Here is a 24,879-nt window from a genome sequence, read left to right on the forward strand (position 1 = left end):
TTAGAATTTATAATTTACCTGTACTGCAAAGTTTCTAGGTTGGATCTGATCAATATATCCTCCTCTGAAATAAGAACTGTATCCTACACTATCAAAAATATTGTTGAAGAATACTCTTACACCAACACCATTCTTCAATGAGTATCCTACCTGTGCGTCTACAGTAGTATATTCCGGCATATCGAAAGGTTTTGTCCCCGCTTCCACACTGTTGATATGGCCTGCGGTGAATGTCTTCTGAGTCCACTCATCTACCGGACGTTTTCCAACATAGTAAATTCCAGCCCCTACATCTAATCTATCCAATACCCCTGTATTAAATCTATAATTTAACCATGCATTAGCCGTATGCTTTGGTGCATTCATAGGTCTTGAACCATTGATATAAGCCGGGCTATCCTGATATTGAGCATCTAAATAAGCCCATCCGGACATTACCTGTAGATTGGGTAAGATTCTTCCAATAAGTTCTACTTCCAATCCTTTTCTTCTTAGATTACCTGCCATTCCGTAAAGTACATTATTATCTTTATCTACCACCGGTCTGTAATTTTTATCTAATATTTGGAAGGCTAAGTTATCTGTCTTAATATCAAAAACTGTTACATTAAATCTTAAACGTTCATTAAACCAGTCTGACTTAATTCCTGCTTCCCATTGTTTTGTTTGTGATGCTCCTACGAATCCTCCAGCCTGAAGAATATTATTTACAGATCTTAATGAAGTTGTTGTTGTATAAGATCCAAAAACATTAATATTTTCAATTGGTGAAATAATTAATCCGAAAGAAGGATTCCATGTATCAACCACTCTGCTTCCAGAACCATTCAATCTGCTGTAACGGATTCCCAGGTGAGCTTTTACATATTTACCAATAGCCATTACATCCTGTGCCATAGCTCCAATGCTTGGTGTCAATACGGAATTTGTACGTCCTAAACTTTTGTAAACAACATTGACAGGAAGTGTGTTGGGAATGACCCCATTCACTACATCAAATGTATCAAGAGGGTTAGCTCCATATGTTGTACTTCCTATTTTAGTAGGTCTTGCTGTAATTAGATTTTCCGGAGCAATAGAGTTTTTATATGCTTCATACGTTACAGAAGATGTTTCCGTTTCTCTCCAGTCGAATCCAACCTGGAATGTATGATTAATAAAACCAGTTTTGATCTTCTCACCAATGAAATCTAACTGTAAAACACGGTTGATATCTAATGATTCTGATTTACCTATTGTACGTTGTCTGATATTATAGTTTGTGCCTCCGGTTGGCAGTGAAATGGATGATGCTTCACCATCAGAATTGCTTACAGAATTTACAAAAGCTGCTCTTACCTTTAAATTATTATTAAGCTTACGGATTGCCGTAGTTGCAAAATTATACGTTTCAGTTTTAGCATAATCTGAAGTATATCCTAAAAACTTACCTTTTGGCATGTGATACAATGCTTCTACATCTCCAGTTGCCAAGTTAATAGTCCCTCGGTCCGGAGTTCGGTTATCGTGCAGATAATCCATCTCAACATTAATATATGTTTTGTCATCCGGACGGAATGCTACTGATGGATTTACATAGATTCTTTCTCCTTTTACGTGACTTCTAAAGGAATTATTATTCTGATAAGCTCCGTTAAATCTTACAGCAACTTTCCCCTGAGAATCTAAAACTCTCTGGAAATCTACTGTAGGTCTATAAAAATCCCAACTTCCATAGCGGAACCCTACATTTGTTTGATCAATAAATTGAGGTCTTTTAGTAACAACATTAATTACTCCTCCTGCTGAACCTAAGCCATTTCCTATTCCCTGGCTTACTGCTGCTGAACCTTTAATTACCTGAATACTTTCAACGCCCTGCATATCTGTCATCATCCCCGAAGTACGGAAGTCTGAGTCCATCTGAACCCCATTCTTCAATACAGGAACACCACGATATCCTCTGATGGACATACTTTCGCTTCCTCCACCATAGCTTGAAAATAATGTTACACCAGGAACGTTCTTTGCAACATCAGTAACAGTAAGTGCTCCTAATTCTTCAATTGCTTTATGAGAAATAACAGAAATACTCTGGATTTGATCTCTGGTTTTTAATGGCAATCTTGTAATTGCTTCCAGGCCTTCCGGTTGTTTTTTTCTGTCACCGAACAGTTCTACTTCTTCAATTTTTTTATGTTTAATTGAATCATTCACTTTCTGTGCATTTGCAAGAACCCCACCCAATAACAGCAGAGAAAAGGATACTACTTTATTCATTTAATGATTTTTTGCAAATTTATTGTTTTTATTCATTCTAAATAAAATAAACCTCACTGACATATGTCACCTGCAAAAGACTAATCAATACCGGATCAACAACCAACGTAACAGTCTGCTTACAATATGCCAACAGATACATATCATCATTAGTAGTATCATGTCAAAGCCGGCATATGGTTATAAAAAGTAAAACCTGAAAAAAGATAAATTTTTCTGTTCAAAAATGGAGGTCGTAGTATGGAGAGGTTGATAGCAAAAAAAAATCCGTTCCTAAAAAGGAACGGATTGTATAATCATTGCAAAGTATGCAGTTATCACACTTTAATTTCAACGTCTACACCTGAAGGAAGTTCTAATTTCATTAGAGCATCAACAGTTTTAGAAGAAGAAGAGTAGATATCCATCAGTCTCTTGTGAGCTGAAAGTTGGAACTGCTCTCTTGCTTTCTTGTTTACGTGCGGAGATCTCAACACAGTGAAGATTCTCTTATTCGTTGGCAATGGAATTGGACCGTTTACAACAGCACCAGTAGCCTTTACCGTTTTTACGATTTTCTCAGCAGACTTGTCTACCAAGTTGTAATCGTAAGATTTTAGTTTTATTCTGATTCTTTGTGACATTTCTTTAATTTAAAAATTAACCTTTTGCTTTAGCAATGATTTCTTCAGCAACGTTTTGTGGAGTTGCTTGGTACTTCTCTAATTCCATAGAAGAAGTAGCTCTTCCTGATGAAAGTGTTCTTAGAGTCGTTACATATCCAAACATTTCAGAAAGTGGAACTGAACCTTTGATTACAACAGCACCGTTCTTTTCTTCCTGACCACTGATCGTACCTCTTCTTTTGTTAAGGTCACCAATGATGTTACCCATATACTCTTCTGGAGTTACAACTTCCAATTTCATAATAGGCTCCATGATTACTGGCTTAGCAGCACGTCCCGCTTCTTTAAATCCTAATTTAGCAGCTAATTCGAAAGAAAGTGCATCAGAATCCACCGCGTGGAAAGATCCATCTTTAAGAGTAACTTTAATACCTTCAACTTCGAAACCAGCCAAAGGACCGTTCTTCATTGCAGCTTTAAATCCTTTTTCAATTGCAGGAACAAATTCTCTAGGAACGTTACCACCTTTGATCTCATTGATGAATTCTAAACCAATTTTACCTTCGTCAGCTGGACCTAGTTCAAATACAATATCAGCAAATTTACCTTTACCACCAGATTGTTTTTTGTAAACCTCTCTGTGTTGAGCAACTTTTGTTAAGTTTTCTTTGTATTCTACCTGAGGTTGACCTTGGTTTACTTCAACTTTGAATTCTCTTCTCATACGGTCAACAATGATATCTAAGTGAAGCTCACCCATACCAGAGATAATCGTTTGTCCAGAAGCTTCATCAGTTCTCACTGTAAACGTTGGATCTTCTTCAGCCAATTTAGCTAGAGCGTTACCCATTTTATCCTGGTCAGCTTTAGTTTTAGGCTCAACTGCGATACCAATTACCGGATCAGGGAAAACCATCGATTCAAGAACGATTGGGTTTTTCTCGTCACACATAGTATCACCAGTTTTGATAGACTTGAATCCTACCGCTGCACCAATATCACCAGCTTCAATATATTCTACCGGGTTTTGCTTGTTAGCGTGCATCTGATAGATTCTAGAGATTCTTTCTTTATCTCCTGAACGAGTGTTCAAGATATAAGAACCTGCATCTAATCTTCCAGAGTATGCTCTGAAGAATGCTAATCTTCCCACGAATGGGTCAGTAGCAATCTTAAATGCTAATGCGGAGAAAGGCTCGTCTACAGACGGCTTTCTTGTAATTTCAGCGTCAGTTCTTGGGTCAGTACCTTTGATATCATCTTTATCCAATGGAGAAGGCAAGTATTTACATACTGCATCCAACATAAACTGTACTCCTTTATTCTTGAATGAAGAACCACAAGTCATTGGGATAATAGATAAATCGATAGTAGCAGCTCTCAATGCAGCATTGATTTCTTCTTCTGTAATTGAATCCGGATCTTCGAAGAATTTCTCCATCAAAGTTTCGTCATATTCAGAAACAGCTTCTACTAATTTCTCTCTATATTCAAGAACTTCATCTTTCATATCTTCAGGAATTGGCACTACTTCGAAAGTAGCTCCTTGTCCTGCTTCATCCCAGATGATCGCTCTGTTTTTAATTAAGTCTACAACACCTTTGAAATCTTCTTCAGCACCGATTGGTAAAACGATTGGAACTGCATTAGATCCTAACATTTCTTTAACTTGTTTTACAACGTTAAGGAAGTCAGCACCTTGTCTGTCCATTTTGTTTACGAATCCCATTCTTGCAACTTTGTAGTTGTCAGCAAGTCTCCAGTTTGTTTCAGACTGAGGCTCTACTCCATCTACTGCAGAGAATAAGAATACTAATCCATCCAATACTCTTAAAGATCTGTTTACTTCTACTGTGAAGTCAACGTGTCCCGGTGTATCGATGATGTTGAAGTGGTAAGGTTTAGTATCTGCAAGAGGCTTTCCTTGATCAGTTGGAAAGTTCCAAGAACAAGTAGTAGCAGCAGAAGTAATAGTAATACCTCTTTCAGCTTCCTGCTCCATCCAGTCCATTGTAGAAGCACCATCGTGAACCTCTCCAATTTTGTGGTTTACCCCTGTATAGAATAGAATCCTTTCTGTAGTGGTAGTTTTACCGGCATCAATATGCGCAGCAATACCAATATTTCTTGTAAATTTAAGATCTCTTCCCATTTCAGATTAGAATTTAAAGTGTGAAAACGCTTTGTTAGCTTCCGCCATTTTGTGAGTATCACTCTTTTTCTTGTAAGCAGCACCTTCTTCTCTTGAAGCAGCTACAACTTCGTTAGCTAATTTCAAAGCCATAGACTTATCATTTCTAGCTTTAGAATATTTGATTAACCATTTCATTGCCATAGAAATTTTTCTATCAGCTCTGATTGGCATAGGGATTTGGAAGTTAGCTCCACCTACTCTTCTAGAACGTACTTCTACGTGAGGCATTACATTTGTAAGTGCATCTTTCCAGATTTCAAGTGCAGTTTTTTCGTTATCTCCTTTTTTAGTTTCTACGATCTCTAATGCATCATAGAAAATTTTGAATGCGATTGACTTCTTACCGTCAAGCATTAAGTTGTTTACGAATCTAGTTACCAATTGATCATTAAATTTCGGATCTGGTAACAACGGTCTTTTTTTCGCTTTTGTCTTTCTCATTGTTTCTGTACCTTATTTAATGATTATTTTTTCTTCCCTTTTGCAGGAGCAGCAGCTGCTTGTCCTGGTTTAGGTCTCTTAGCTCCGTACTTAGATCTTCTCTGAGTTCTTCCATTTACACCAGCTGTGTCTAATGCACCTCTTACGATGTGGTAACGTACTCCCGGTAGGTCTTTCACCCTTCCGCCTCTAACCAATACTATCGAGTGCTCTTGAAGATTATGTCCTTCGCCCGGGATATAGGCATTCACTTCTTTACCGTTAGAAAGTCTTACCCTTGCTACTTTTCTAAGTGCAGAGTTAGGTTTCTTCGGTGTAGTAGTATATACTCTCGTACATACACCACGTCTTTGTGGACAAGAATCAAGGGCAGCCGATTTGCTCTTCTTGGCAAGCGTGGCTCTTCCTTTTCTTACTAATTGTTGAATAGTAGGCATTTAATTGCTTTTTATTTTAGGGTGCAAAAATACTAATATTTTTTTAATTGACAAGTAGTTATATATTTTTATTTATTTATAAAAACTTTTTTTTTGTTTTCCATACCCCACGGCAACCCTATTGGTTTTCATGTTATTGGCTTATTTTTGGGCCTTAAAGATTCTCTCAAAAAAATAAAATTTTATTTAAAAGTATCCGGTATTGCTTTTCTTTTTAAAAGGTCATTGCTGGGACCTGCCATTTCAATCTTGAGGGTAAAGCTAAAAAAAACAATCTGCAGGATCGGTTAACAAATTATTATCTATTCATTAAGATAATTACAGCAATAGCTTGCTTTAATTATTCAATGATTGTAACCTTAACATTCTTATTCCAGTTAAAGTTTCTAATATTTTGCTGTAGAGAATTATGAATTTCAGGGTTAATGGAATATATGAACAAATGTTTTTCACCCAGTACGACATTCTTTCCTCCTACTTCCAGATAGGCAACCTTTTTCCAGTTCTTTGGGGTATGTCCATCCAGCCATTCTTCGTAAGCGATAGCCAGCTGATACTGATTTTCAACAGCACTTCGTGTCAAAAAATTTTCAAATTGATCGTCAGGCCTTTTATCTTTCGTTCTGAAAGGGAGCATTTCTTTAGATCCTAATCCCATGAAGTCCAGTAAATGGATATCCGTAAAGTAGCAGATGGCACCAATATCATTAGCCACCACCTTAGAGGAATTATAGTATTTTTTCAAAAATCTTGCAGACTGAATCTGTTGTTCGTATATGTTGGCACTTCCATTGGTTATCAAAATATGAGCATGACCAGACTTATATACCAGCAATAATACATTCGCCAGTATACTTATTCCTATGATTCTTTCTGTTCTAAAAAACTGTAATGGCTGGGTGAAAAAAGATGTAAGCTTTGGAATAAGAACCATTGCAAAAGCTACTAAAAGATAAGCTTCATATCTGAATTGCCCTTTTATTTCCCCAAATAAACTATGCAGGATAAAAGTAGAATTCCAGGCGACGATGAGAAAGTTGTTCGCAATAATTTTTTGAAAGCTCAATTTTTTCTGATAGTCCTTATATAATAAAACCATACTGATCACTAAGGGAAACAATCCGATTTTATAGAAACTGGTATTTAAAATTACTTTTTTCAGTACGAGATCAATGATCTGCCTCGGTATACCGCCTGAGAAATCTATCAGTGATCCTTTGGCAATAACTGAATTGGGAAAAAAATACCCACTTTTAGGATAATTGATGTAGCCGAAGAGAAAAATAGGAACAAAACCACAGACCAGTACAAGTGCTGAGTCCTTCCATTTCCTGATCAGCATAAAGACAAATGCAAGGGAGACAAAATAAAACATGCTTTCAAATCTGATCAGACCTAATGACAGGAGCGTAAAATAGAAACCATATTGAGAGATCCTGTCTTTACCCTCACTGTCTGACCATTTTTTAAAGCAGTACATATTGATGGCAATCATCAATGTCTGTAAAATATGCTCCATCCCGGTTACAATCTGCACATGCAGCACTGCAAAGAAAAGACTAAACAAACAGGCCCAAACTATAGATCTGTTCTGATTGAAAAACAGGGAGTAGTATTTGTTAAGGATAACAATAAGCAATCCTACTGAAACCAGATTAAAAATCAACGGAATTAAAGCATGATCTCCAAAGAGAAAAATCAATGCACTTAAAATAAGGGTAAAAACCGGTGATGAAGAGGAAGAGGAAAAAGCATACCTGGTCATTCCCCAGATACCATGAACTGCAAAGTTTTTAGCAATCGCCATGTGAATATAGGCATCATCCAGTAAATAGGTAAAATAATGCTCGGTCGTAGAAAGCATGATCAGGATATAGATAAAACATATCCCAAAAAATATGGCTGCAGTGATCAAAAAACTTTTCATCTTCTGCAATATTAATACTTCCAAACTATTTTAAAAAATTTTCTTATAGTTATCATCTATTAATATTGGGGCAGTTCGGCACAATATTTCGTAAATTTGATATATACAAAAGATAACGTATGAAATGGTCATTATTAATATCTCCCAACAGACACCACAGGGAGAAAGATAATTCCATACGGTCTTATAAAAATTAAATATAAATATATACATATGAAAAACGCTAGTATTATCGGCCTTAAAGAAGCCGACTGTAAAAAGATTTCAGAAAAATTAAATGCACTTTTAGCCAACTATTCTATATTCTATCAGAACACCAGAGGGGCTCACTGGAATATTAAAGGAGATCAGTTTTTCACCCTTCACCCTAAGTTTGAAGAACTATACAATAGTCTGGTTTTAAAAATTGATGAGATTGCAGAAAGAATTCTGACTTTGGGAGCTACCCCGGCTCACAATTACTCCGACTATTTGAAAGTAGCGACCATTAAAGAGACAAAAGAAGTGACAGATGGTACAAAAAGTGTTGAATTGATTTTAAGCTCTTTCAAGGTGGTTATTGATCTTCAGAGAGAGTTATTAGATATTACGGATGAAGCAGGTGATGAAGGTACAAACTCTCAAATGAGCGACTATATCACGGAGCAGGAAAAAGAAGTTTGGATGTACAATTCTTACCTTGGAAAATAGCTCAATAGCAAGCATTGAAATATTTCAAAAAAATCGCCTTACATTTAGGCGATTTTATTTTTTATTTCTATATTTGCGTTAAAATTACACATATTATGAACGACGTAAAACTCAACTCAATTCTCGATAATGATTTTTATAAAATAACCATGCAAAATGCAGTGGTAAAACTTTTCCCTGGTTCTATTGTAAAATACGAATTTATCAATAGGGGAAAACATCACTTTCCGCCAGGCTTTGATACTGCTTTAAGAGAAGCGGTCAATAAAATGGCAGAACTTAAACTTACCAAAGATGAGAAGAAATTCATGGCAAGGACCTGTCCTTATATTGATCTTCCCTACCTCGATTTTTTAGAAGGGTATCATTATGATCCGTCTGAAGTGAAAATTCATCAGGAAGGAGGTGATCTTTCTGTAATAGTGGAAGGACTTTGGTACAGAACAATTCTTTGGGAAGTTCCTTTGCTGGCACTGATCAGTGAACTTCACTACGAAATGAATCACATGGAAAGGGACTCCAATGAAGTGGTGATGAACAAAACCCTGGAGAAGGCAGATTCATTGGGAAAACTGGGGGTAACCTTTGCCGAGTTCGGAACCAGAAGAAGACATTCTTATAAAGTACAGAACCTGGTAATGGAAGCTTTGACCCAGAAAAAAGATTCTACTTTTATCGGAAGCTCCAATGTTCATTTCGCGATGAAGTATGGAGTAAAGCCAATTGGGACCCATGCTCACGAATGGTTTATGTTCCATGCGGCTGAATATGGTTTCAAAATGGCCAATGAGCTTGCTTTGGAACACTGGGTGGATGTTTACAGAGGTGATTTGGGAGTTGCCCTTTCAGACACCTATACCACAGATGTTTTCTTCCAGCAGTTTGATAAAAAATTCGCCAAGCTTTTTGATGGGGTACGTCATGATAGCGGCGATGCTTTAGAATTTGCAGACAAAACCATTGCTCATTACCAGAATAACGGTATCAATCCGATGTTTAAATATATTATCTTCTCTGATGCCCTGAATCTTGAAAAAGTAGAGGAGATTACCAGCTACTGCAGAGGAAAAATAGGAATCTCTTTTGGAATAGGAACCAATCTTACCAATGATGTAGGAGTAAAACCAATGAATATCGTTATGAAACTTATCGGCGTTCAGGCACCTAATAAAGAATGGATCCCTACGGTAAAACTTTCTGATGAGCATGGAAAATATACGGGTGATCCTAAAATGATAGAGCTTGCCAAGGAGTTTTTAAGAATAAAAGATTAGAATTTAGATTTCAGATATTCACATTATAATTAAAACATCTATGAAATTAAAAGTTTTTATCACCCTTAGTATTTTGCTGACCACCTTATCCTTCGCTCAGGAGAAGAAAAAAGAAAAAGTAAAATTCAATCAGGAGCTGGCAACCTCTCTTGGTGCAGACCAATACGGGATGAAGGCCTACACAATTGTCATGCTTACTACCGGAAGCACAAAAATAGATGATAAAGCCAAAATGGGGGCATTGATGAAAGGTCACATGGCTAATATCGGGAAGCTGGCTGATGAAGGGAAAATTATTGTGGCAGGTCCATTTCTGGAAAAAAATAAAGAAAACTACCGAGGAATGTTCATCTTTAATACGAAATCTAAAGAAGAAGCAGAGCAATGGGTAAAAACAGACCCTGCAGTTCAGGCCGGAGTCTTTAGTTATGAAATTTTCCCGTGGTATGGATCGGCGGCATTGCCTTTGTATCTGAAACATCACGAAGAAATTTCGAAGGAAAATCCTTAACCATTATTGAAAAACACCTATATAATTCTGAATACATGAAACTTAGAGATAAAAAACCAGCTTTAGTATTAATTGATATTCAAAAGGGATTTCTTGATGAAGACTATTGGGGTGGAAATAGAAATAATAAAACAGCAGAGCAAATCAGTGGACAATTATTAGAGAAATGGAGAGCGCTACATCTCCCTATCTTTCACATCAGACACAGCTCATCCAACATCAATTCAAAATTACATGAAACCCATACCGGATTCGAATTTAATGATTATGTATTGCCCAAAAACGATGAGCCTGTCATTACAAAAAATGTAAACAGTGCTTTTATAGGAACCAATTTAAAAGAGCAACTTGACCATCAAAATATAATGACTTTAGTTATCATTGGAATAACGACAAATCATTGTGTTTCTACCACGACGAGAATGGCTGGAAATTATGGTTATGAAACCTACTTAATTTCTGATGCAACTGCTGCATTCGACAGACTTGGAATAAACGGAGAAAAATATGATTCAGAATTAATACACCTCACTACTCTTGCTAATTTAAATGATGAATTTGCTGTTGTATGGAATTCAGAAAAGTTATTACATGAGTTGTAAAAAGATCAATACATAAGACTGTTACTCATTACAAGGAAAAGGGATGTTATACTATTATTTTAGACATCGCATTAAGACTCCCATTCCGGAGTATTCATTCTCATTGTTAAACAAAATAAAAACAAATCACTATATCGTCATATAGTGATTTGTTTTTTTTACTATATTAGATGTTCATTTTCAATACCATACAAATTAAAAACCTATAAAAATTAATTCCATGAAAAAAATGAACGTATCAAAACTTTCAAGAACAGAATTGAAAGATCTATTCGGTGGGTATTTATATCCGGCAGAATGTCCGGGAGGATGCCATGGTGAAGGGATGATCAGATGTCCTGACGGTACCACCACCATGACTAATTTTATATGCATGGGAGGAACCTGCCAACCGGCAGCAATGTGCAAGCCCTTGGTTCTTGAACCTTTTCCAGATCCGATTATAATTACTCCATAATCTAATGAACAACAAATAAAGTGAGTCTTTCCGGCTCACTTTTTTATTATTAAAAAGATCATTCTACTCGTTTTCAAAACAATACATACATGGATCATAGGTTTTTATTATCTTTAAATAAACAAAAACCGCCATGAAAACCATTGAAGAAGTTCTGCAAAAACTGGATACTATCATCATCTGGTGCAAGGAAAATCAAAGTCCGGCAGGATATTTCGCCTGTACTTACCGTATTATGACCGCACAGGTTTTGAAAGGAATTCAACAGAAAAAATTTGAAGATAATCCGAGAATGGTAACATTGGACATTGCTTTTGCACAAAGATATCTTGAAGCTTGGGATAGCTACCGCAAAGGTAACCGTTGCAGCAACTCATGGTATACAGCTTTTGAAGCTTCAAAAAATAAAAACCTTCTGATATTACAGCACATTTTTCTGGGAATGAATGCCCATATCAACCTTGATCTTGGAATTTCAGCAGCTGCGATTATGCCTTACCGGAAAATAAATCCCTTAAAGAAAGATTTTGAGAATATTAACAGCGTTATTGCTTCTATTAACCAAAAGGTTCAGGATTCTCTGGGCAAGATATGCTACCCTGTAGACCTGATTGATCAGCTTTCTAACGGAAAAGACAATGCCATACTGGATTTTGCCATTTCCAAAGCCAGAGAAACTTCATGGACAACTGCCGTGATTGCCTCCAACACTCCAAATTTTCTGCGAGAACCTGTCATTAGCATTATCGATTATGCCGCAGCAAAAGTAGCTTCACAGATATTGAATCCGAAGCTCACTAATTCCGGACTTATCAAGGAGCTTAAAAAATGTGAAAGTAATGATGTGATAAGGAATATTGAAATATTAGAGTCTACAAAAAGTATTTAATCCGGATAAAAAAACCGGGATCTTCCTCAAGAATCCCGGTTAACATAATGAACAAAATAAAAGAAACTATATTGCTTCCTTGTATTTTTTACGATAAGCATAATAGAATACAATCGGCAGTATGGTAAATGAAAGAAGCATACAGATGATCAACCCTCCTACAATCATAATCGCTAATGGTTTCTGGATTTCAGAACCCATTCCATTGGACATTGCTGCCGGTAAAAGTCCCATAGACCCCATTAAGGCAATCATCACTACCGGACGGATTCTACTTTGTACCCCCTGAGCAATCGCATTTTTAAGAGGCATCCTGTTTTGTAAGTTCTCCTTCATGACTCCAATCAGAACGATACCGTCAATAGTTGCTACTCCAAAAAGGATAATAAAACCAATCCCTGCGGAGATTCCGAAAATGGTTCCTGTAAACCAGAGAGATAAAAACCCTCCGATAAACGCAAACGCCAATGTAATGGAAGAAATCAGTGTATCTTTTACATTCCCAAAATTGAAATACAGCAGCATCAGAATAAGAACTAAAGAAATGGGCACTACCATGGCCAGCTGTTTTGCCGCTCTTTCTTTACTTTCAAACTCTCCGGCCCAGGTCATTTTATGACTCTTGGGAAGTTTTACTTCTTTTTCAACTTTGGCTTTGGCTTCTTTGATTGTACTTCCCAAATCGCGACCTTCAATATTGAATCCTACTCCAATATACCTGCTGTTTCCTTCACGATAAATAAAAGACGGACCGGTATGATAATCAATCGTTGCAATTTCTTTCAGCGGTACTTTTTTATTATCCTGAGTAGGAATCAGGATATCCCCCATTTTTTCAGGGGTATCACGATATTGTTTTTCAAATCTCAGCATAACATCAAACATCCTTTCCTCTTCATAAAATTTGGTAGCTGCCTGCCCTCCAATAGTCATTTCAATAACGGCTTGTGCATCTGCTGTAGAAACACCGTATTTTGCCATTTTTGAGTCATGAAGCTGTATTCTAAGCTCAGGAAGTCCTATATTTTTAAAAATATTCACATCTGAAATTCCGGGAACCGTTCTGATGGAATTGGCTACTTGATTGGCATAGTTTTCAAGTTCAAACAGATCATTTCCGAAAATTTTAATCACCAATGGGGCTTTCACTCCTGCCACATATTCTTCCACATTATCCTGAATCGGCTGGCTGAATCCAAAATTAATACCCGGATATTTTTCAAGAGAGCCTCTCATTTCTTCCAGAAGTTCTTCTTTGGATATTTTTTTCTTCCATTCATTTTCCGGCTTCAGCTGAATATTAAATTCTATATTAAAAAATCCGGTAGGATCCGTTCCGTCATTCGGGCGGCCTGTCTGAGTCATGACAAATTTCACTTCATCATACTTCATTAAAATCCCTTTCATCTCTTTCGTCAGACGTACAGATTCGTCAAGGTTTACACTATTGGGCAACGTTGCACGTACGTAGATTGCTCCTTCATTCAGTTTGGGTAAAAATTCAGATCCGTAATTGGAGAATCTCCAGCCACAAATCGCCAATAAAGTAATAAACCCGATGATAAATCCTTTTTTATGACGGTTACTGAACTCATAGATTCTATAGATATTTACCCTGAAAAATCTTGAAATAAAATTCTCTTTTTCTTCTATATTTTTAGTCAGCAAAAGTTTACACATTGCCGGCACATAGGTCAAACTCAAGATTAACGATCCCAACAAGGCATATCCCAATGTAAATGCTAAAGGAGAGAACATTTTTCCTTCCACTTTCTGGAAAGAGAAAATGGGCAGCAATGCCACAATAAGAATCAGCAATGCAAAGAAAATATAGCTGGCCACACTTCCGGCACTTCTTTTTATGATCCCGAGTTTTGAAATCTTATTGAACCTTCGGAGCCCAATTTTCTTGGCCTTTTGTTCGAGCGCCACAAATACATGTTCTACAATAACCAGCGTTCCCTCCAGCAATAATCCGAAATCCAATGCTCCCATAGAAATCAGATTAGCAGGAAGCCCCTGAATTCTCAACATAATAATAGCAAAAAGGAAAGCCAGAGGAATCACCGAAGCCACAATGAACGTCGTTCTCCAGTTATACAGAAATATAAATACTATAATAGAGACCAAGATTACCCCTTCAATCAGGTTTTTGGAAACGGTATGAACGGTTGTATTCACCAGTTCTGTACGGTCAATAATAGGAACAATCTGAATATCACCTGGAAGTTCTCCTCCGTTCAGCTGCTCTATCCTATCCTTCAGTTTTGCAATAACTTCACTTGGATTTTCACCACGAAGCATGATCACGATTCCTTCTACTACATCATTTTCTTTGTTATACCCTACCTGTCCCAGTCTTGGTTTTGCCGAGATCTTTACCTCTGCCACATGTTTTACCAAAATAGGCGTAGAACCTTTTACTTCAATCTGAATATTCTCAATATCCTCCTTTTTCTCTAAAAGACCAATCCCCCGTACTACATAAGCCTGATCTCCCTTTGCCACTACATCTCCTCCTACATTGATGTTACTCTTCGAAACCGCTTCATACACATCCAGGGGGGAAAGGTCATAATTGTGTAATTCTGTAGGATTAATTTTTATTTCATATGTTTTTTCTTCACCACCAAAACTAACCACATCAGCTACTCCGGGAACTGCCAACAATTCTCTTTCGATGACCCAATCCTGAATCGCTGTAACTTCTTTGATCGGTAGCTTACTCTTGATAATGTACCGATAAATTTCACCGGTAGCCCCGGAAGGAGGCTCAATACTATATTCTGCCCCGTTGGGGAGTTCCACATTTCCCAGTTTATTGGAAGCATACTGCTGGGCATAAAAGTCATCTACATGATCATCGAAAATTACCGTAACCACAGATAATCCGAACAATGAAATAGACCGTACCGATGTTTTATTCGGGATGGCATTCATTTCTTTCGAAATTGGCAGGGTAACAAATTTTTCTATTTCCTCGGCACTTCTTCCCGGCCATTGGGTAATCACCCTTACTCTGGTATTGGTAACATCCGGAAATGCTTCAATGGGAGTATGCATATAGGAATAGATTCCTCCAGCCAACAAAAGGAAAGTTCCCAAAAGAACAATCAATGAGTTTTTTAAAGAGAAGGAAACTATATTCTGTACAAATTTTCGCATTACTTGGTGGCGTTATTTAATTGGTTTTTCAGGTTTTCATAGATCAGCAGCCCATTGGAAGCAATAATATTCTCTCCGGGCTTTAAATTTCCTTCCACATAAATATATTGGCTGTTGGAAGTGATTTCCGTTACCGGCCTGATCTCCAGTTCACAGTCTTTTTTGTACACCACTACATAACTCTGATTATTATCAAAGATCATAGCCTTAGCAGGAATTGCCAGTGCAGTTCTATTTTGTGAATTAACCGGCAGAACAATATCCGCGGACATTCCAGGTCTTAGTTTCATGCCATTATTATCCATAATGATCTTCGCCTTGAGGACCCTTTCATTCTCGTTAAAAACCTGTGAAATATTGTTGATTTTCCCGGAAAAACTGTCATCAGGATATGCCAGAGTTTTTACCACTACCGGCTGATCTACATACACATGTCTCATATTGGTCGCATAGACATTGGCCATTACCCAGACTTTATCCAGATTGGAAACGGTAAATAGCTGATCACCTCCTGCTGTAACCGGCATTCCTTTGGAAATATTTTTGGAAACCACATAGCCGTCTGCAGGAGCTTTAATCTGAATGGTGCTCCCTCCTGCTGAATACAGCTGCATATTTTTTTGGGTCTTGGAAATATTAGACTGCAATATGGCCACTTCGGATCTTGCTTCCTGCAAATCTTTCTGAGAAGCAATATCATCTTTATACATCGCTTCTACAGAAGACAGCTTTCTTTTGGCCACTGCCAGCTGAGCCTGTAAAGTCTGGGTATCATCCTGCATCTCATTTACGGCGGTACTTTTTACACTTGCTAAAACCTGCCCTTTTTTCACGTAATCGCCTAAAGAGAAGTAAGTTTCTGTAACCACTCCATCTACAAGACTTACAAAAGGAACTGTTTTGTCTGAATTACTTTCCACTTCTCCGGTAAGTGTAATACTTTCTTCAATAGGACGCATTTCTGCCTGAACAAGTTTAATATCCTTCTTAAGTTCTTTACTGATGCAATAGCCTTTGTGAGCTTCACTATCCTGTTTCTGATCTTTACAGCCTGTAAGGGAAACCAAAGCAGAAAGATAAATCACTGCAATGTATCTGGTAATATTCATTTTCATATCTAAGTATTATAAATCTTGTCCTACAACATATTGCAGGTTTTCGTAGTATTGATTAAGCTCTTTTTTAGTATCCAGGATGATCATTTTATTGCCAATATAGGTATCCAGAAAATCCATGTATTCCAACATGCTGATATTTCTCAATCTGAAATTTTTCTCGTGGCTTACCAACAGACCATCCAAAGTAGCTTCATACGTGTCATCTATTTCTTCAGAAACCTGCTGTGTCCGGATATAATTTCTAAAAACAGAAACAATCTCATTTTCAGACTTCAGCATATTCTTTCGGGTTTCAATCTTCATTTTCTGAACTTCCAGCTGGGCCTCCTGAATATTCCCTTTATTGCGGTCGAAAATGGGAAGATCGAAGGATAATCCCAATCCTATAAAATCCTTCATAATATTTCCACCGCGGTCATAGCCTATCGAAACGGCAATATCCGGAGTCTTCATAGCATTTTGTATTTCCAGATTTTTATCTGCATGTTTCTCTTTATTTCTGGAAATCAGAATGTCCGGACGGTTTTCTTTTGCTTTTTCTATCCATTGTACCATTTCTACTTCGGAAAGCTGTTTTTCCGGCATGGTAAAAGAATCAGAAATCACAAGATAAGACTGAGAGGGAATCATCAGTAAAGCTTTCAGTTCCAGCTGCTGGTCTTCAATTTCCTGCTTCAATGAAATCAGTTTTTTCTTGAATTCAATTTCCTGTGCTTTTAAGCGGACGTATTCTGCTTTACTTATATTTCCAAGGTTCAATTGGTTGTTGTAAGATTTTGTTAGTTTCTCAATAGAAGAGATCTGCCCCTGATAGATTTTCTGCTGTTCCTGGTTATAGAGAATTTCAGTGATCGTATTTCTCAGTGTTTTTTTAAGTTCACGAAATACTTCCTGCAGTTCATACTTTTCTCCTTCTACTTCAATCTTTTGTAATTCTATATTTTTTCTCCTCTTACCGGCTGTCTGGATTACCTGCTCTATTTCAGCAGAAATCTGAGTATTCTTCCCCCAATTTCCAATAAGTGCAGGCTGCTCTTCAATATCATAGGTTCTCCATAGATTGACTTCACTGATGCTTAATTTAGGATTAGGCCAGTATTTTGCCTGAAGAGCACGGGCTTCCGCCTGGGAAATCTCCAGTTTCTGGGCAATAAGATCAAGATTTTTAGCAAGAAAAATTGTTTCAGCTTCCTTTCTGCCGATTTTTATAGTATCGGAAATCTGCGCAGAAAAGAAACTAAAACAATGAATATAAAATAGTGTAAAAATAATCTTTTTCAAAGGTCTCATATTTAAGACCACAAAGCTATCCCTCTAATATTAGACCCAATTTCGAATCAAATTAAAATTCAATTAGCCCAACATTAGAGTTTGATTAGAACAGGTAGAGATACTTTTTTAAGGCTCCGAAGATTAGGAAGATTAAGCCTATTTTTTTTAACGTGAATAATGCTATTTCATCGAGGAAAGAGGATTCACAAACACCTCTGAAAATCCGTACATCTATAAAATCTGCGCGAGATTAAATGACAGGGAACACAAGCAGAACGTTCGTCCCCCTATCTACTTTAGAGTCTATTTTCATTACAATATTATGATGATCAAAAATACTTTTGGATAGTGATAATCCAATACCACTTCCTTTAATACGGTCTACATTTTTACCTCTGTAAAATGTTTCAGTAATCTTTGTAAGATCATCTGCCGGAATTCCTTTCCCCTGATCATTGATTTCAATATTCAGGCAGTTATCTTTCTCCAACAAGGCAATAACTACAGGTTTATCATGAGAATATTTGATCGCATTCTCTACGATATTATATAAGGCCAGATAAAGCAAGGTCTCATTTCCCGGAATTTCCAATAAAGCAGGTTTTATCACCTGAAGCTGTATTTTAATAGAAGAGTGTTTTTCTTTAGCTTTCGGTTCAAGCTTCTCATAAATCTTCCAGATCAGCTCGTCTACCCTCACCTGTTTATGGGAAGTTTCAAGCTTTGTCATTCCGGACATCAGTAAAAGATTGTTGAGAATATTTTCAATCTCATATACATTATCTAAAGATTCTCTGACCACGGCTTTGTATTCTTCCGGAGTTCTGTCCTTCTGGGCAAATACCTCCAGGTTTCCGGAGATCGCGGCCAAAGGGGTTTTAAATTCATGAGAAACATAATTGATAAAGTTCTGCTGAAGCAACATGCTTTCAGAAATCCTTCCGAATAATTTATTATAAGATTTAATAAGGTCTTCAATTTCATCATTGGTATTGGTAGAGGTAATGGCTGTGGAAATATTATTGTAATCCACATTATTAATGCGCTCTACCACATTGGAAATCGGCTTGTACACCACTTTTGAAAGATAACGGCTGAGGAAATAAATAGCCAGCAAACCAAGCACAAGAACAGCAAGCATAATAACCGAGAGCCTGATCATCTGCGACTGGAATGAATCGTTGGGTGATTTTACAAAAACAACGAAGTCCCCCTGATTATCCGGATAAAAAATCCCATAGTAAAAACTGTTATCCGACATAAACTGCACCCCTTTATTATTTCTCGCAGTCTGAATATGTTGCAGTTTAATATTAGGATCATGCAGATTTTGTCCGAATGTAACTTCATTATTTTGGTTGTAAACAGCCACCCGGTTATTCTGGATAAGATGATTATACTCTTGCTTGATTTGGGCATGTCTGTCTTTCGGAAGTTCATCTTTTTCAAGATAATAGATTGCAGAAATAAGAGCTGTATTTCTCAGCTTTTCAAAATAAAAGATCTTGGTACTGTCATAATAAGCAAAGAATATCACCACAAATGTGACAATAGAAACAATGCCGAATGAAAGGCTTGAAATAAGAGTAAACCTGTTTCTGAGCGTCATCTTCAGTCTTTAATTAAATATCCTGTTCCCTTTACCGTATGAATAATTTTCTGACCGGTTTCATCAATTTTATTGCGTACATAGGAAATATATACATCTACTACATTAGTTGTATTGTCAAAATCAATACCCCATACATTGTGAAGAATCTGGGTTCTGCTGAGTACTTTATTTTTATTTTCCATCAGGAAAGTAAAAAGTTTATATTCGGTAGGAGAAAATTCAATTTCCTTATCACCCTGGGTTACTTTATGAAGATCTGTATCTATCACAATATTACCGCAAGACAGGAGCTGATTTTCTTTTTGGTAACTCAGTTTATTTCGCCTGGTCAATGCTTTAATTCTTGAAATAAGCTCTTCAAAATGGAAAGGTTTAGATAAGTAATCATCTGCTCCGAGGTCCAGCATTTTTATTTTATCATCCGGACTATTTAAGGCACTCAGAATAATAATCGGGGTATAATTTCCTTTAAACCTTATCAATTGGGTAAGCTGCATTCCGTCTAATCCTGGAAGCATAATATCCATTAAAATAATATCAAAATTATACGTGGTAAGAAGCTCCCGGGCTTTTTCACCGGAATCAGCAAGGGTCATACTGTACCCTGCTTCGGTAAGCCCTTTTATAAGAAAATTACTGATTCTCTGATCATCTTCTACCAACAAAATATTCATATAGTCCCGAAATTTCCTATAAATATAAGTATTCTTTAGGAAAAAGGCTGAAGATTGAAAGAGCAGCGCTTCCGGGAATTCATCATCCGGTAGCAACTTCCAGCCTTTTTTCATAATTTTGAAAAATGGAGATGATCTATTTAATTATTGGGTTTATTGTAGGCGGATTATTAGGAGCCGTAGTTTTATATTTTGCTTTGAAATCGTCAATGGTTTCAAGGAGTTCTTATGATGAATTAAATAATTTACATATTAAAAGTAATTCCGACCTTTCTAATAGTGGGTTAAAAATTCAGGAACTGAGCAAAGAGGTGGAAAAAGAAAAAGAACAAAACCTTCTCCACCAGGATCTCCTGAACGATCTGAAAAATGAATTTGCAAAAGTCTCTGCGGAATATTCGTCACTGAATATGCAGTATCAGGAATTGAAGCAGCTTAGCATCAAACAGACTTCTTATATCGATACCCTGGTTTTAGAAAAACAGGATATTTTTGCTAAGAATGCTGAGCTTTCAGCAAAGAATGAGGGACTTCAAAAATCGTTGGATACACAAAAAGAAGAGATAACAAAAATTCAGGAAGAGTCGAAATTGCAGTTTGAAAACCTGGCAAATAAAATATTAGAGGAAAAGACAGAAAAATTCACCACACTGAATCAAAATAACTTAAAAAATATTCTTGATCCTTTCCAGGAAAAAATTGCAGAGCTCAAAAACAAAGTCAATGAAGCCTATGAAAAAGAAAATAAAGAACGTTTCTCTTTAGCAGAAAAAGTAAAAGAACTTGCAGAACTGAATCAGCAAATTTCTGATGATGCTAAAAAATTGACCAGAGCTCTCAAAGGGGAAAGTAAAACCCAGGGAAATTGGGGTGAAATGATTTTGGAAAGTATTCTTGAAAAATCTGGACTTGTAAAAGGGAGAGAATATTTTCTTGAACATGAACTTCGCGATGAAGATAACAACGCTTTGTTTTCCGAATTTTCCGGTAAAAAAATGCGCCCTGATGCTGTTATAAAATATCCTGATGAAAGAAATGTGATTATTGATTCCAAAGTTTCACTCACCGCTTTCACGGATCTTGTAGATGAAACCGATCAGGACGTATATGCCATAAAACTAAGCCAGCATCTGGGATCTATCAAAAACCATATTACACAGCTTAGCCAGAAAGCTTATGACGACTATGGGAAATCATTGGACTTTGTGATGATGTTTATCCCCAGTGAGCCGGCTTATATTGCAGCGATGCAGGCAGACCAGAATCTTTGGAACTATGCTTATGAAAGGAGGATCTTGTTGCTCAATCCAAGCAATCTGATCACTTCTCTGAAGCTCATTGCAGATCTTTGGAAACGTGAATACCAAAACAAAAATTCTTTGGAAATTGCTGAACGGGGAGCGAAACTTTATGATAAGTTTGTAGGTTTTGTGGAGAATCTCGAGAAAGTGGGAAGGAATCTTGATCAGGCTAAAAATGTGTATAACGATGCCTACAAACAGCTTCACACAGGTAATGACAACCTTATCATTCAGACTCAAAAACTTAAATCTCTGGGCATTAAAAACAAAAAAGACCTTCCTCCAAGTCTTATTGATAATAGCAATATCTTAGACCCTGAAAATTAAAAAGCTTAGGGTGAGCCTATGCAGGAACGGATACTAAAATTTGATAAAATAACTGATATGTTTTCTTTTGTACCTTATTTATATCCAAGATCAAAATCTGTAAAAGAAGTATTGTTTTCCTCTTTGGCAGCTGGAATTCTTGTTTATCTTTTCCTGATTATTTTTCAACCCTTTGGTACAGAAAGTTTTCATCATCCTTACAAATACATTGTCCTTTTCCCTTACACGCTTATTTTTGGATCAGCTTTTTTTATTTCAAGCCTTTTTGTTTCCCAATTTAAAGATTGGAATATTGGATATGAGCTCATGAAAATCCTTGTGATCTTATTATTAGGATCTATTTTCTCTTACTTTTACAATACATTATGTATCAGCCATGTAAAACTTAGCTTTGAAAATTATGGCTATATGTTTCTCTACTCTTTAGCAATAGGCATCCCCATTTCTACTATATATATTCTGTCAAGATATATTTATTTAAAGAATATTCCCGAAAATACGGCATTGGATGTGGCTCCGCAGCCCATAAGTAACTGTGAGGCTCCCAAAGAAAAAGTCCTGAAAATTTTGGGTAACAATATCGAACTGGAAGTTACTGAAGAAAATTTTCTGTATGCTCAATCTATGGAAAACTATTGCAATGTCTACTTTTTAGAGGATGGTAAGATAAAGAAACTTTTAATCAGGATAAGCTTATCCAATATCTTAAAGCAAGTGGAAACCCATTCCATTAAAAAATGCCATCGCTCCTACATCATCAATCTGGAAAAAGTAAAGGATCTTAAAGGAAATGCGCAGGGTTATAAATTAATTCTTCCGGAAATTGATTTTGAAATTCCGGTTTCCAGAAGTTTTATCTCCAGTATTATTCCCCAATTACAACAGTCTAAAAGGTAAAAACTTGCCATTGGTCACTATTCTTTGACACTCATCACATTAATTTGACACGCATTACTGAATAGTACATTTTTGCTCAAAATAACTGATATGAGTAAAACAATTTGCTTCTTTTCAATCTTCATCCTGGGGTTTATCATCTATTATTTTTTTGATGTATTTTATTTCAAAAATATTCAGCAATTCTCAAAAGAAATATTTTACAGCAAAGCTATTGCCCATATGATGGCTTACACGATTACTTTGATTCCATTAGTCATAACATTAAAGGTTTTATTTCCTACAAAGAGTATTCTCAGTCTGCTTTCTCTGGATAAATCCATTACTAAAGGCTTTATATTAGCATTTCTCGGCACTTCACCCATGCTGATAGGCTATGGACTTTATTTTAAAATAAACACTGCGCTCAACATTGAATCCTTATTCATCAATACTATTTCCTCCGCGTTCTTTGAAGAAATCATCTTCAGGGCTTTTCTCATCGGAACATTATACAGATTCACCCGACTCGGATTTTTATCGTCCTTGTTATTCGGATCTTTAGTATTTGCACAGGTTCATTTATATCAAAGTCAGAATTCAATGGAACTCATTGAAATATTTACCATTACATTTCTGGGATCTGTATTTTTTGCCTGGATATATATTGAACAAGGCTTTAATCTATGGTCTGCTATATTTCCCCATTTCTTCATGAATCTGTATTGGGAAATCTTTTCTGTTTCGGAAAATGTTGCCGGAAATCTTTATGGAAACCTCTATAAGCTCCTATCCATCTTTCTTATAATAGCCTTCATTGTATATCATAAAAGAAAAAACAAAATACCTTTTCAGATTACGTGGAGAATGCTTTTTTCTAAAAGCACAGAAGTTCAATCATAAATTTTGCATAATTTTGCAATATGTTGATAGAAAGTTTTCAGAACGAAAAAATAAAAAGTGTCACTAAGCTCCTTACTGACAATAGATTCCGTAAAAAATCCAAAGTATTTGTTGTGGAAGGACAGCAGGAAAACGAAAGAGCTGTACAATATCATTTTGAACCTTTAGAGTTTTTTATTTGTGAAAATATCTTTAAAGGAAAAACTCCTGATGGAAAAATCCATTATGTAAGTGAAAAAGTATATGAGAAAATAGCATACAGAGGAAGTTCTGAAGGGATTATCGGTATCTACGAGGCTAAAGAAGCCGTTTTATCATCATTTGTTCCGAAAGAAAATTCTACTGTTATCATTGTTGAAGGGGTAGAAAAGCCAGGAAACCTGGGAGCGATCTTAAGAAGTTGTGAAGCATTCGGAATTGATGCACTCATTGTAGCAGACGGAAAAACGGATTTTTATAATCCCAATGTCATCAGATCCAGTGTAGGCTGTCTTTTTGGTATGGAAGTCTATCAGGCTGAAAATGACGAAACGTTGAAATTTCTTCAGCAAAACAAATTCAATATCTACACTACTCTTATGGATGAAAGTGCGGAAGATCTTTATAAAAGAGATTTCAAACAGCGATCTGCTGTTCTATTCGGTACTGAGCATTCCGGGCTGAGTGATTTCTGGATGGGAAAAGGGCAGAATACACTGATTCCTATGGCCGGAAGTATTGACTCTTTAAACCTGAGCAATGCCGTAGCGATTACCTGCTATGAATCATTAAAACAGAAAAAAGGATAAAAGATTCTGCTTTCTTAAGTCTATAGCCTGAAGTACTTTACCTCTGGTTTACCATTGTAGATTACAACGGAAGTAAAAACTAAAGCATAAAAAAACCGTTTCACTGGGTGAAACGGTTCTTTTATTGTTAAGCTTATGCTAGAATTATTTCTTAGCAGCGTCTTTAGCAGCATCTTTAGCAGCGTCAGCAGCACCTTTAGCAGCATCAGCAGCTCCTTTAGCAGCGTCAGCAGCTCCTTTAGCAGCATCTTTAGCAACTTCAGCACCAGCAGCAGTAGTAGCAGCAGCAGCATCTTTAGTAGCAGTTACAGCAGTAGTAGCAGCAGAATCAACAACTTTAGCAGCAGAATCAACTACAACAGCAGCAGAATCAGCAGTTACAGCAGCTGAATCAGTAGTACCTTCAGTAGCAGTAGCTTCAGTTTTTTTACAAGCAACTAGAGAGATTGCAGCGATAGCAGCTACGAATAATGACTTTTTCATAATAAATTAAATTTAATTTTGTTAATATTGTTTTATAAAATTTTCTTCTGTTCTGTTATTTGAACAAGACAAAG

At 36.6% G+C, this 24,879-nt stretch carries 22 protein-coding genes; 10 read left to right on the top strand and 12 right to left on the bottom strand.

Annotation, left to right across the window (positions count from 1 at the left end; translation table 11 throughout):
- From DRF57_RS16070 to DRF57_RS16095, 6 genes are all read right to left on the bottom strand, one after another.
- The gene (locus DRF57_RS16070) at positions 1–2,259 is read right to left on the bottom strand and encodes a TonB-dependent siderophore receptor (RefSeq protein WP_115919596.1); all 2,259 of its coding nucleotides are present in this window, start codon (positions 2,257–2,259) and stop codon (positions 1–3) included.
- A 317-nt stretch (positions 2,260–2,576) separates the two neighbouring features.
- Positions 2,577–2,882: a 30S ribosomal protein S10 gene (gene rpsJ, locus DRF57_RS16075; protein ID WP_002661363.1), complete on the bottom strand. Its 306-nt coding sequence runs from the start codon at positions 2,880–2,882 to the stop codon at positions 2,577–2,579.
- A gap of 16 nt (positions 2,883–2,898) precedes the next feature.
- Positions 2,899–5,016: an elongation factor G gene (fusA, locus tag DRF57_RS16080; protein WP_047491375.1), complete on the bottom strand. Its 2,118-nt coding sequence runs from the start codon at positions 5,014–5,016 to the stop codon at positions 2,899–2,901.
- A 6-nt stretch (positions 5,017–5,022) separates the two neighbouring features.
- Positions 5,023–5,499, bottom strand: a complete 477-nt coding sequence (rpsG, locus tag DRF57_RS16085) for a 30S ribosomal protein S7 (RefSeq protein ID WP_047491372.1) — start codon at positions 5,497–5,499, stop codon at positions 5,023–5,025.
- Between the two features lie 23 nt (positions 5,500–5,522).
- Positions 5,523–5,936 (bottom strand): 30S ribosomal protein S12, encoded by a 414-nt coding sequence (gene rpsL, locus DRF57_RS16090; protein WP_002983146.1) that lies wholly within the window; start codon positions 5,934–5,936, stop codon positions 5,523–5,525.
- Between the two features lie 340 nt (positions 5,937–6,276).
- Positions 6,277–7,863: a hypothetical protein gene (locus tag DRF57_RS16095; protein ID WP_115919598.1), complete on the bottom strand. Its 1,587-nt coding sequence runs from the start codon at positions 7,861–7,863 to the stop codon at positions 6,277–6,279.
- Between the two features lie 213 nt (positions 7,864–8,076).
- Between DRF57_RS16095 and DRF57_RS16100 the strand changes: the two genes are divergently transcribed.
- The 6 genes from DRF57_RS16100 (at position 8,077) to DRF57_RS16125 (ending at position 12,286) form a co-directional block, all read left to right on the top strand.
- Positions 8,077–8,553, top strand: coding sequence for a Dps family protein (locus DRF57_RS16100; protein WP_084086568.1), 477 nt, complete (start codon positions 8,077–8,079; stop codon positions 8,551–8,553).
- Between the two features lie 95 nt (positions 8,554–8,648).
- Positions 8,649–9,827, top strand: a complete 1,179-nt coding sequence (gene pncB, locus DRF57_RS16105; protein WP_115919600.1) for a nicotinate phosphoribosyltransferase — start codon at positions 8,649–8,651, stop codon at positions 9,825–9,827.
- Positions 9,828–9,867: 40 nt separating this feature from the next.
- Positions 9,868–10,338, top strand: a complete 471-nt coding sequence (locus DRF57_RS16110; protein WP_115919602.1) for a YciI family protein — start codon at positions 9,868–9,870, stop codon at positions 10,336–10,338.
- A gap of 35 nt (positions 10,339–10,373) precedes the next feature.
- Positions 10,374–10,940 (top strand): cysteine hydrolase family protein, encoded by a 567-nt coding sequence (locus DRF57_RS16115; protein WP_115919604.1) that lies wholly within the window; start codon positions 10,374–10,376, stop codon positions 10,938–10,940.
- 220 nt (positions 10,941–11,160) lie between these two features.
- Entirely contained in the window at positions 11,161–11,397 is a 237-nt protein-coding gene (locus DRF57_RS16120; RefSeq protein WP_047491352.1) for a TIGR04149 family rSAM-modified RiPP, read from the top strand.
- A gap of 133 nt (positions 11,398–11,530) precedes the next feature.
- Complete coding sequence (locus DRF57_RS16125) at positions 11,531–12,286, top strand: DUF5995 family protein (protein ID WP_115919606.1); 756 nt, start codon at positions 11,531–11,533, stop codon at positions 12,284–12,286.
- 66 nt (positions 12,287–12,352) lie between these two features.
- On the opposite strand, the gene DRF57_RS16130 is transcribed toward DRF57_RS16125, so the two are convergent.
- From DRF57_RS16130 to DRF57_RS16150, 5 genes are all read right to left on the bottom strand, one after another.
- A complete protein-coding gene (locus tag DRF57_RS16130) occupies positions 12,353–15,451 on the bottom strand; it encodes an efflux RND transporter permease subunit (protein ID WP_115919608.1) in 3,099 nt (1,032 codons plus the stop codon).
- A complete protein-coding gene (locus tag DRF57_RS16135) occupies positions 15,451–16,566 on the bottom strand; it encodes an efflux RND transporter periplasmic adaptor subunit (RefSeq protein ID WP_084086564.1) in 1,116 nt (371 codons plus the stop codon). Before DRF57_RS16135 ends, DRF57_RS16130 begins: the two co-directional genes overlap by 1 nt.
- Positions 16,567–16,575: 9 nt before the next feature.
- On the bottom strand, positions 16,576–17,859 hold the full coding sequence (locus DRF57_RS16140; protein WP_115919610.1) for a TolC family protein: 1,284 nt from the start codon (positions 17,857–17,859) through the stop codon (positions 16,576–16,578).
- A gap of 232 nt (positions 17,860–18,091) precedes the next feature.
- A complete protein-coding gene (locus tag DRF57_RS16145) occupies positions 18,092–19,450 on the bottom strand; it encodes a HAMP domain-containing sensor histidine kinase (RefSeq protein ID WP_115919612.1) in 1,359 nt (452 codons plus the stop codon).
- A gap of 2 nt (positions 19,451–19,452) precedes the next feature.
- Positions 19,453–20,127, bottom strand: a complete 675-nt coding sequence (locus DRF57_RS16150; protein ID WP_047491635.1) for a response regulator transcription factor — start codon at positions 20,125–20,127, stop codon at positions 19,453–19,455.
- A 125-nt stretch (positions 20,128–20,252) separates the two neighbouring features.
- Between DRF57_RS16150 and rmuC the strand changes: the two genes are divergently transcribed.
- From rmuC to DRF57_RS16170, 4 genes are all read left to right on the top strand, one after another.
- Positions 20,253–21,755 carry a DNA recombination protein RmuC gene (gene rmuC, locus DRF57_RS16155; RefSeq protein WP_084086561.1) on the top strand — a complete coding sequence of 501 codons (1,503 nt, stop codon included), beginning with the start codon at positions 20,253–20,255 and terminating at the stop codon, positions 21,753–21,755.
- Positions 21,756–21,812: 57 nt separating this feature from the next.
- Positions 21,813–22,652, top strand: coding sequence for a LytTR family DNA-binding domain-containing protein (locus tag DRF57_RS16160; RefSeq protein ID WP_157969906.1), 840 nt, complete (start codon positions 21,813–21,815; stop codon positions 22,650–22,652).
- 90 nt (positions 22,653–22,742) lie between these two features.
- Positions 22,743–23,534 carry a CPBP family intramembrane glutamic endopeptidase gene (locus tag DRF57_RS16165; protein WP_115919616.1) on the top strand — a complete coding sequence of 264 codons (792 nt, stop codon included), beginning with the start codon at positions 22,743–22,745 and terminating at the stop codon, positions 23,532–23,534.
- A 20-nt stretch (positions 23,535–23,554) separates the two neighbouring features.
- Positions 23,555–24,322 carry a TrmH family RNA methyltransferase gene (locus DRF57_RS16170; protein ID WP_115919618.1) on the top strand — a complete coding sequence of 256 codons (768 nt, stop codon included), beginning with the start codon at positions 23,555–23,557 and terminating at the stop codon, positions 24,320–24,322.
- A gap of 144 nt (positions 24,323–24,466) precedes the next feature.
- On the opposite strand, the gene DRF57_RS16175 is transcribed toward DRF57_RS16170, so the two are convergent.
- Positions 24,467–24,805 carry a hypothetical protein gene (locus DRF57_RS16175; RefSeq protein ID WP_047491330.1) on the bottom strand — a complete coding sequence of 113 codons (339 nt, stop codon included), beginning with the start codon at positions 24,803–24,805 and terminating at the stop codon, positions 24,467–24,469.
- Between the last annotated feature and the right edge of the window lie 74 nt (positions 24,806–24,879).

The sequence above is a fragment of the Chryseobacterium rhizosphaerae genome, assembly GCF_003385455.1.
Lineage (GTDB): Bacteria > Bacteroidota > Bacteroidia > Flavobacteriales > Weeksellaceae > Chryseobacterium > Chryseobacterium rhizosphaerae.

What these genes read in the sequence shown, in the direction of transcription:
- DRF57_RS16130 (WP_115919608.1), bottom strand. Translation starts at nt 15,451, where the DNA reads ATGCGAAAATTTGTACAGAATATAGTTTCCTTCTCTTTAAAAAACTCA.
- DRF57_RS16110 (WP_115919602.1), top strand. Translation starts at nt 9,868, where the DNA reads ATGAAATTAAAAGTTTTTATCACCCTTAGTATTTTGCTGACCACCTTA.
- DRF57_RS16140 (WP_115919610.1), bottom strand. Translation starts at nt 17,859, where the DNA reads ATGAGACCTTTGAAAAAGATTATTTTTACACTATTTTATATTCATTGT.
- DRF57_RS16135 (WP_084086564.1), bottom strand. Translation starts at nt 16,566, where the DNA reads ATGAAAATGAATATTACCAGATACATTGCAGTGATTTATCTTTCTGCT.
- DRF57_RS16120 (WP_047491352.1), top strand. Translation starts at nt 11,161, where the DNA reads ATGAAAAAAATGAACGTATCAAAACTTTCAAGAACAGAATTGAAAGAT.
- DRF57_RS16160 (WP_157969906.1), top strand. Translation starts at nt 21,813, where the DNA reads ATGTTTTCTTTTGTACCTTATTTATATCCAAGATCAAAATCTGTAAAA.
- DRF57_RS16115 (WP_115919604.1), top strand. Translation starts at nt 10,374, where the DNA reads ATGAAACTTAGAGATAAAAAACCAGCTTTAGTATTAATTGATATTCAA.
- pncB (WP_115919600.1), top strand. Translation starts at nt 8,649, where the DNA reads ATGAACGACGTAAAACTCAACTCAATTCTCGATAATGATTTTTATAAA.
- DRF57_RS16100 (WP_084086568.1), top strand. Translation starts at nt 8,077, where the DNA reads ATGAAAAACGCTAGTATTATCGGCCTTAAAGAAGCCGACTGTAAAAAG.
- DRF57_RS16150 (WP_047491635.1), bottom strand. Translation starts at nt 20,127, where the DNA reads ATGAATATTTTGTTGGTAGAAGATGATCAGAGAATCAGTAATTTTCTT.
- DRF57_RS16125 (WP_115919606.1), top strand. Translation starts at nt 11,531, where the DNA reads ATGAAAACCATTGAAGAAGTTCTGCAAAAACTGGATACTATCATCATC.
- DRF57_RS16070 (WP_115919596.1), bottom strand. Translation starts at nt 2,259, where the DNA reads ATGAATAAAGTAGTATCCTTTTCTCTGCTGTTATTGGGTGGGGTTCTT.
- DRF57_RS16145 (WP_115919612.1), bottom strand. Translation starts at nt 19,450, where the DNA reads ATGACGCTCAGAAACAGGTTTACTCTTATTTCAAGCCTTTCATTCGGC.
- DRF57_RS16165 (WP_115919616.1), top strand. Translation starts at nt 22,743, where the DNA reads ATGAGTAAAACAATTTGCTTCTTTTCAATCTTCATCCTGGGGTTTATC.
- rpsL (WP_002983146.1), bottom strand. Translation starts at nt 5,936, where the DNA reads ATGCCTACTATTCAACAATTAGTAAGAAAAGGAAGAGCCACGCTTGCC.
- rmuC (WP_084086561.1), top strand. Translation starts at nt 20,253, where the DNA reads ATGGAGATGATCTATTTAATTATTGGGTTTATTGTAGGCGGATTATTA.
- DRF57_RS16175 (WP_047491330.1), bottom strand. Translation starts at nt 24,805, where the DNA reads ATGAAAAAGTCATTATTCGTAGCTGCTATCGCTGCAATCTCTCTAGTT.
- DRF57_RS16170 (WP_115919618.1), top strand. Translation starts at nt 23,555, where the DNA reads ATGTTGATAGAAAGTTTTCAGAACGAAAAAATAAAAAGTGTCACTAAG.
- DRF57_RS16095 (WP_115919598.1), bottom strand. Translation starts at nt 7,863, where the DNA reads ATGAAAAGTTTTTTGATCACTGCAGCCATATTTTTTGGGATATGTTTT.
- rpsJ (WP_002661363.1), bottom strand. Translation starts at nt 2,882, where the DNA reads ATGTCACAAAGAATCAGAATAAAACTAAAATCTTACGATTACAACTTG.
- rpsG (WP_047491372.1), bottom strand. Translation starts at nt 5,499, where the DNA reads ATGAGAAAGACAAAAGCGAAAAAAAGACCGTTGTTACCAGATCCGAAA.
- fusA (WP_047491375.1), bottom strand. Translation starts at nt 5,016, where the DNA reads ATGGGAAGAGATCTTAAATTTACAAGAAATATTGGTATTGCTGCGCAT.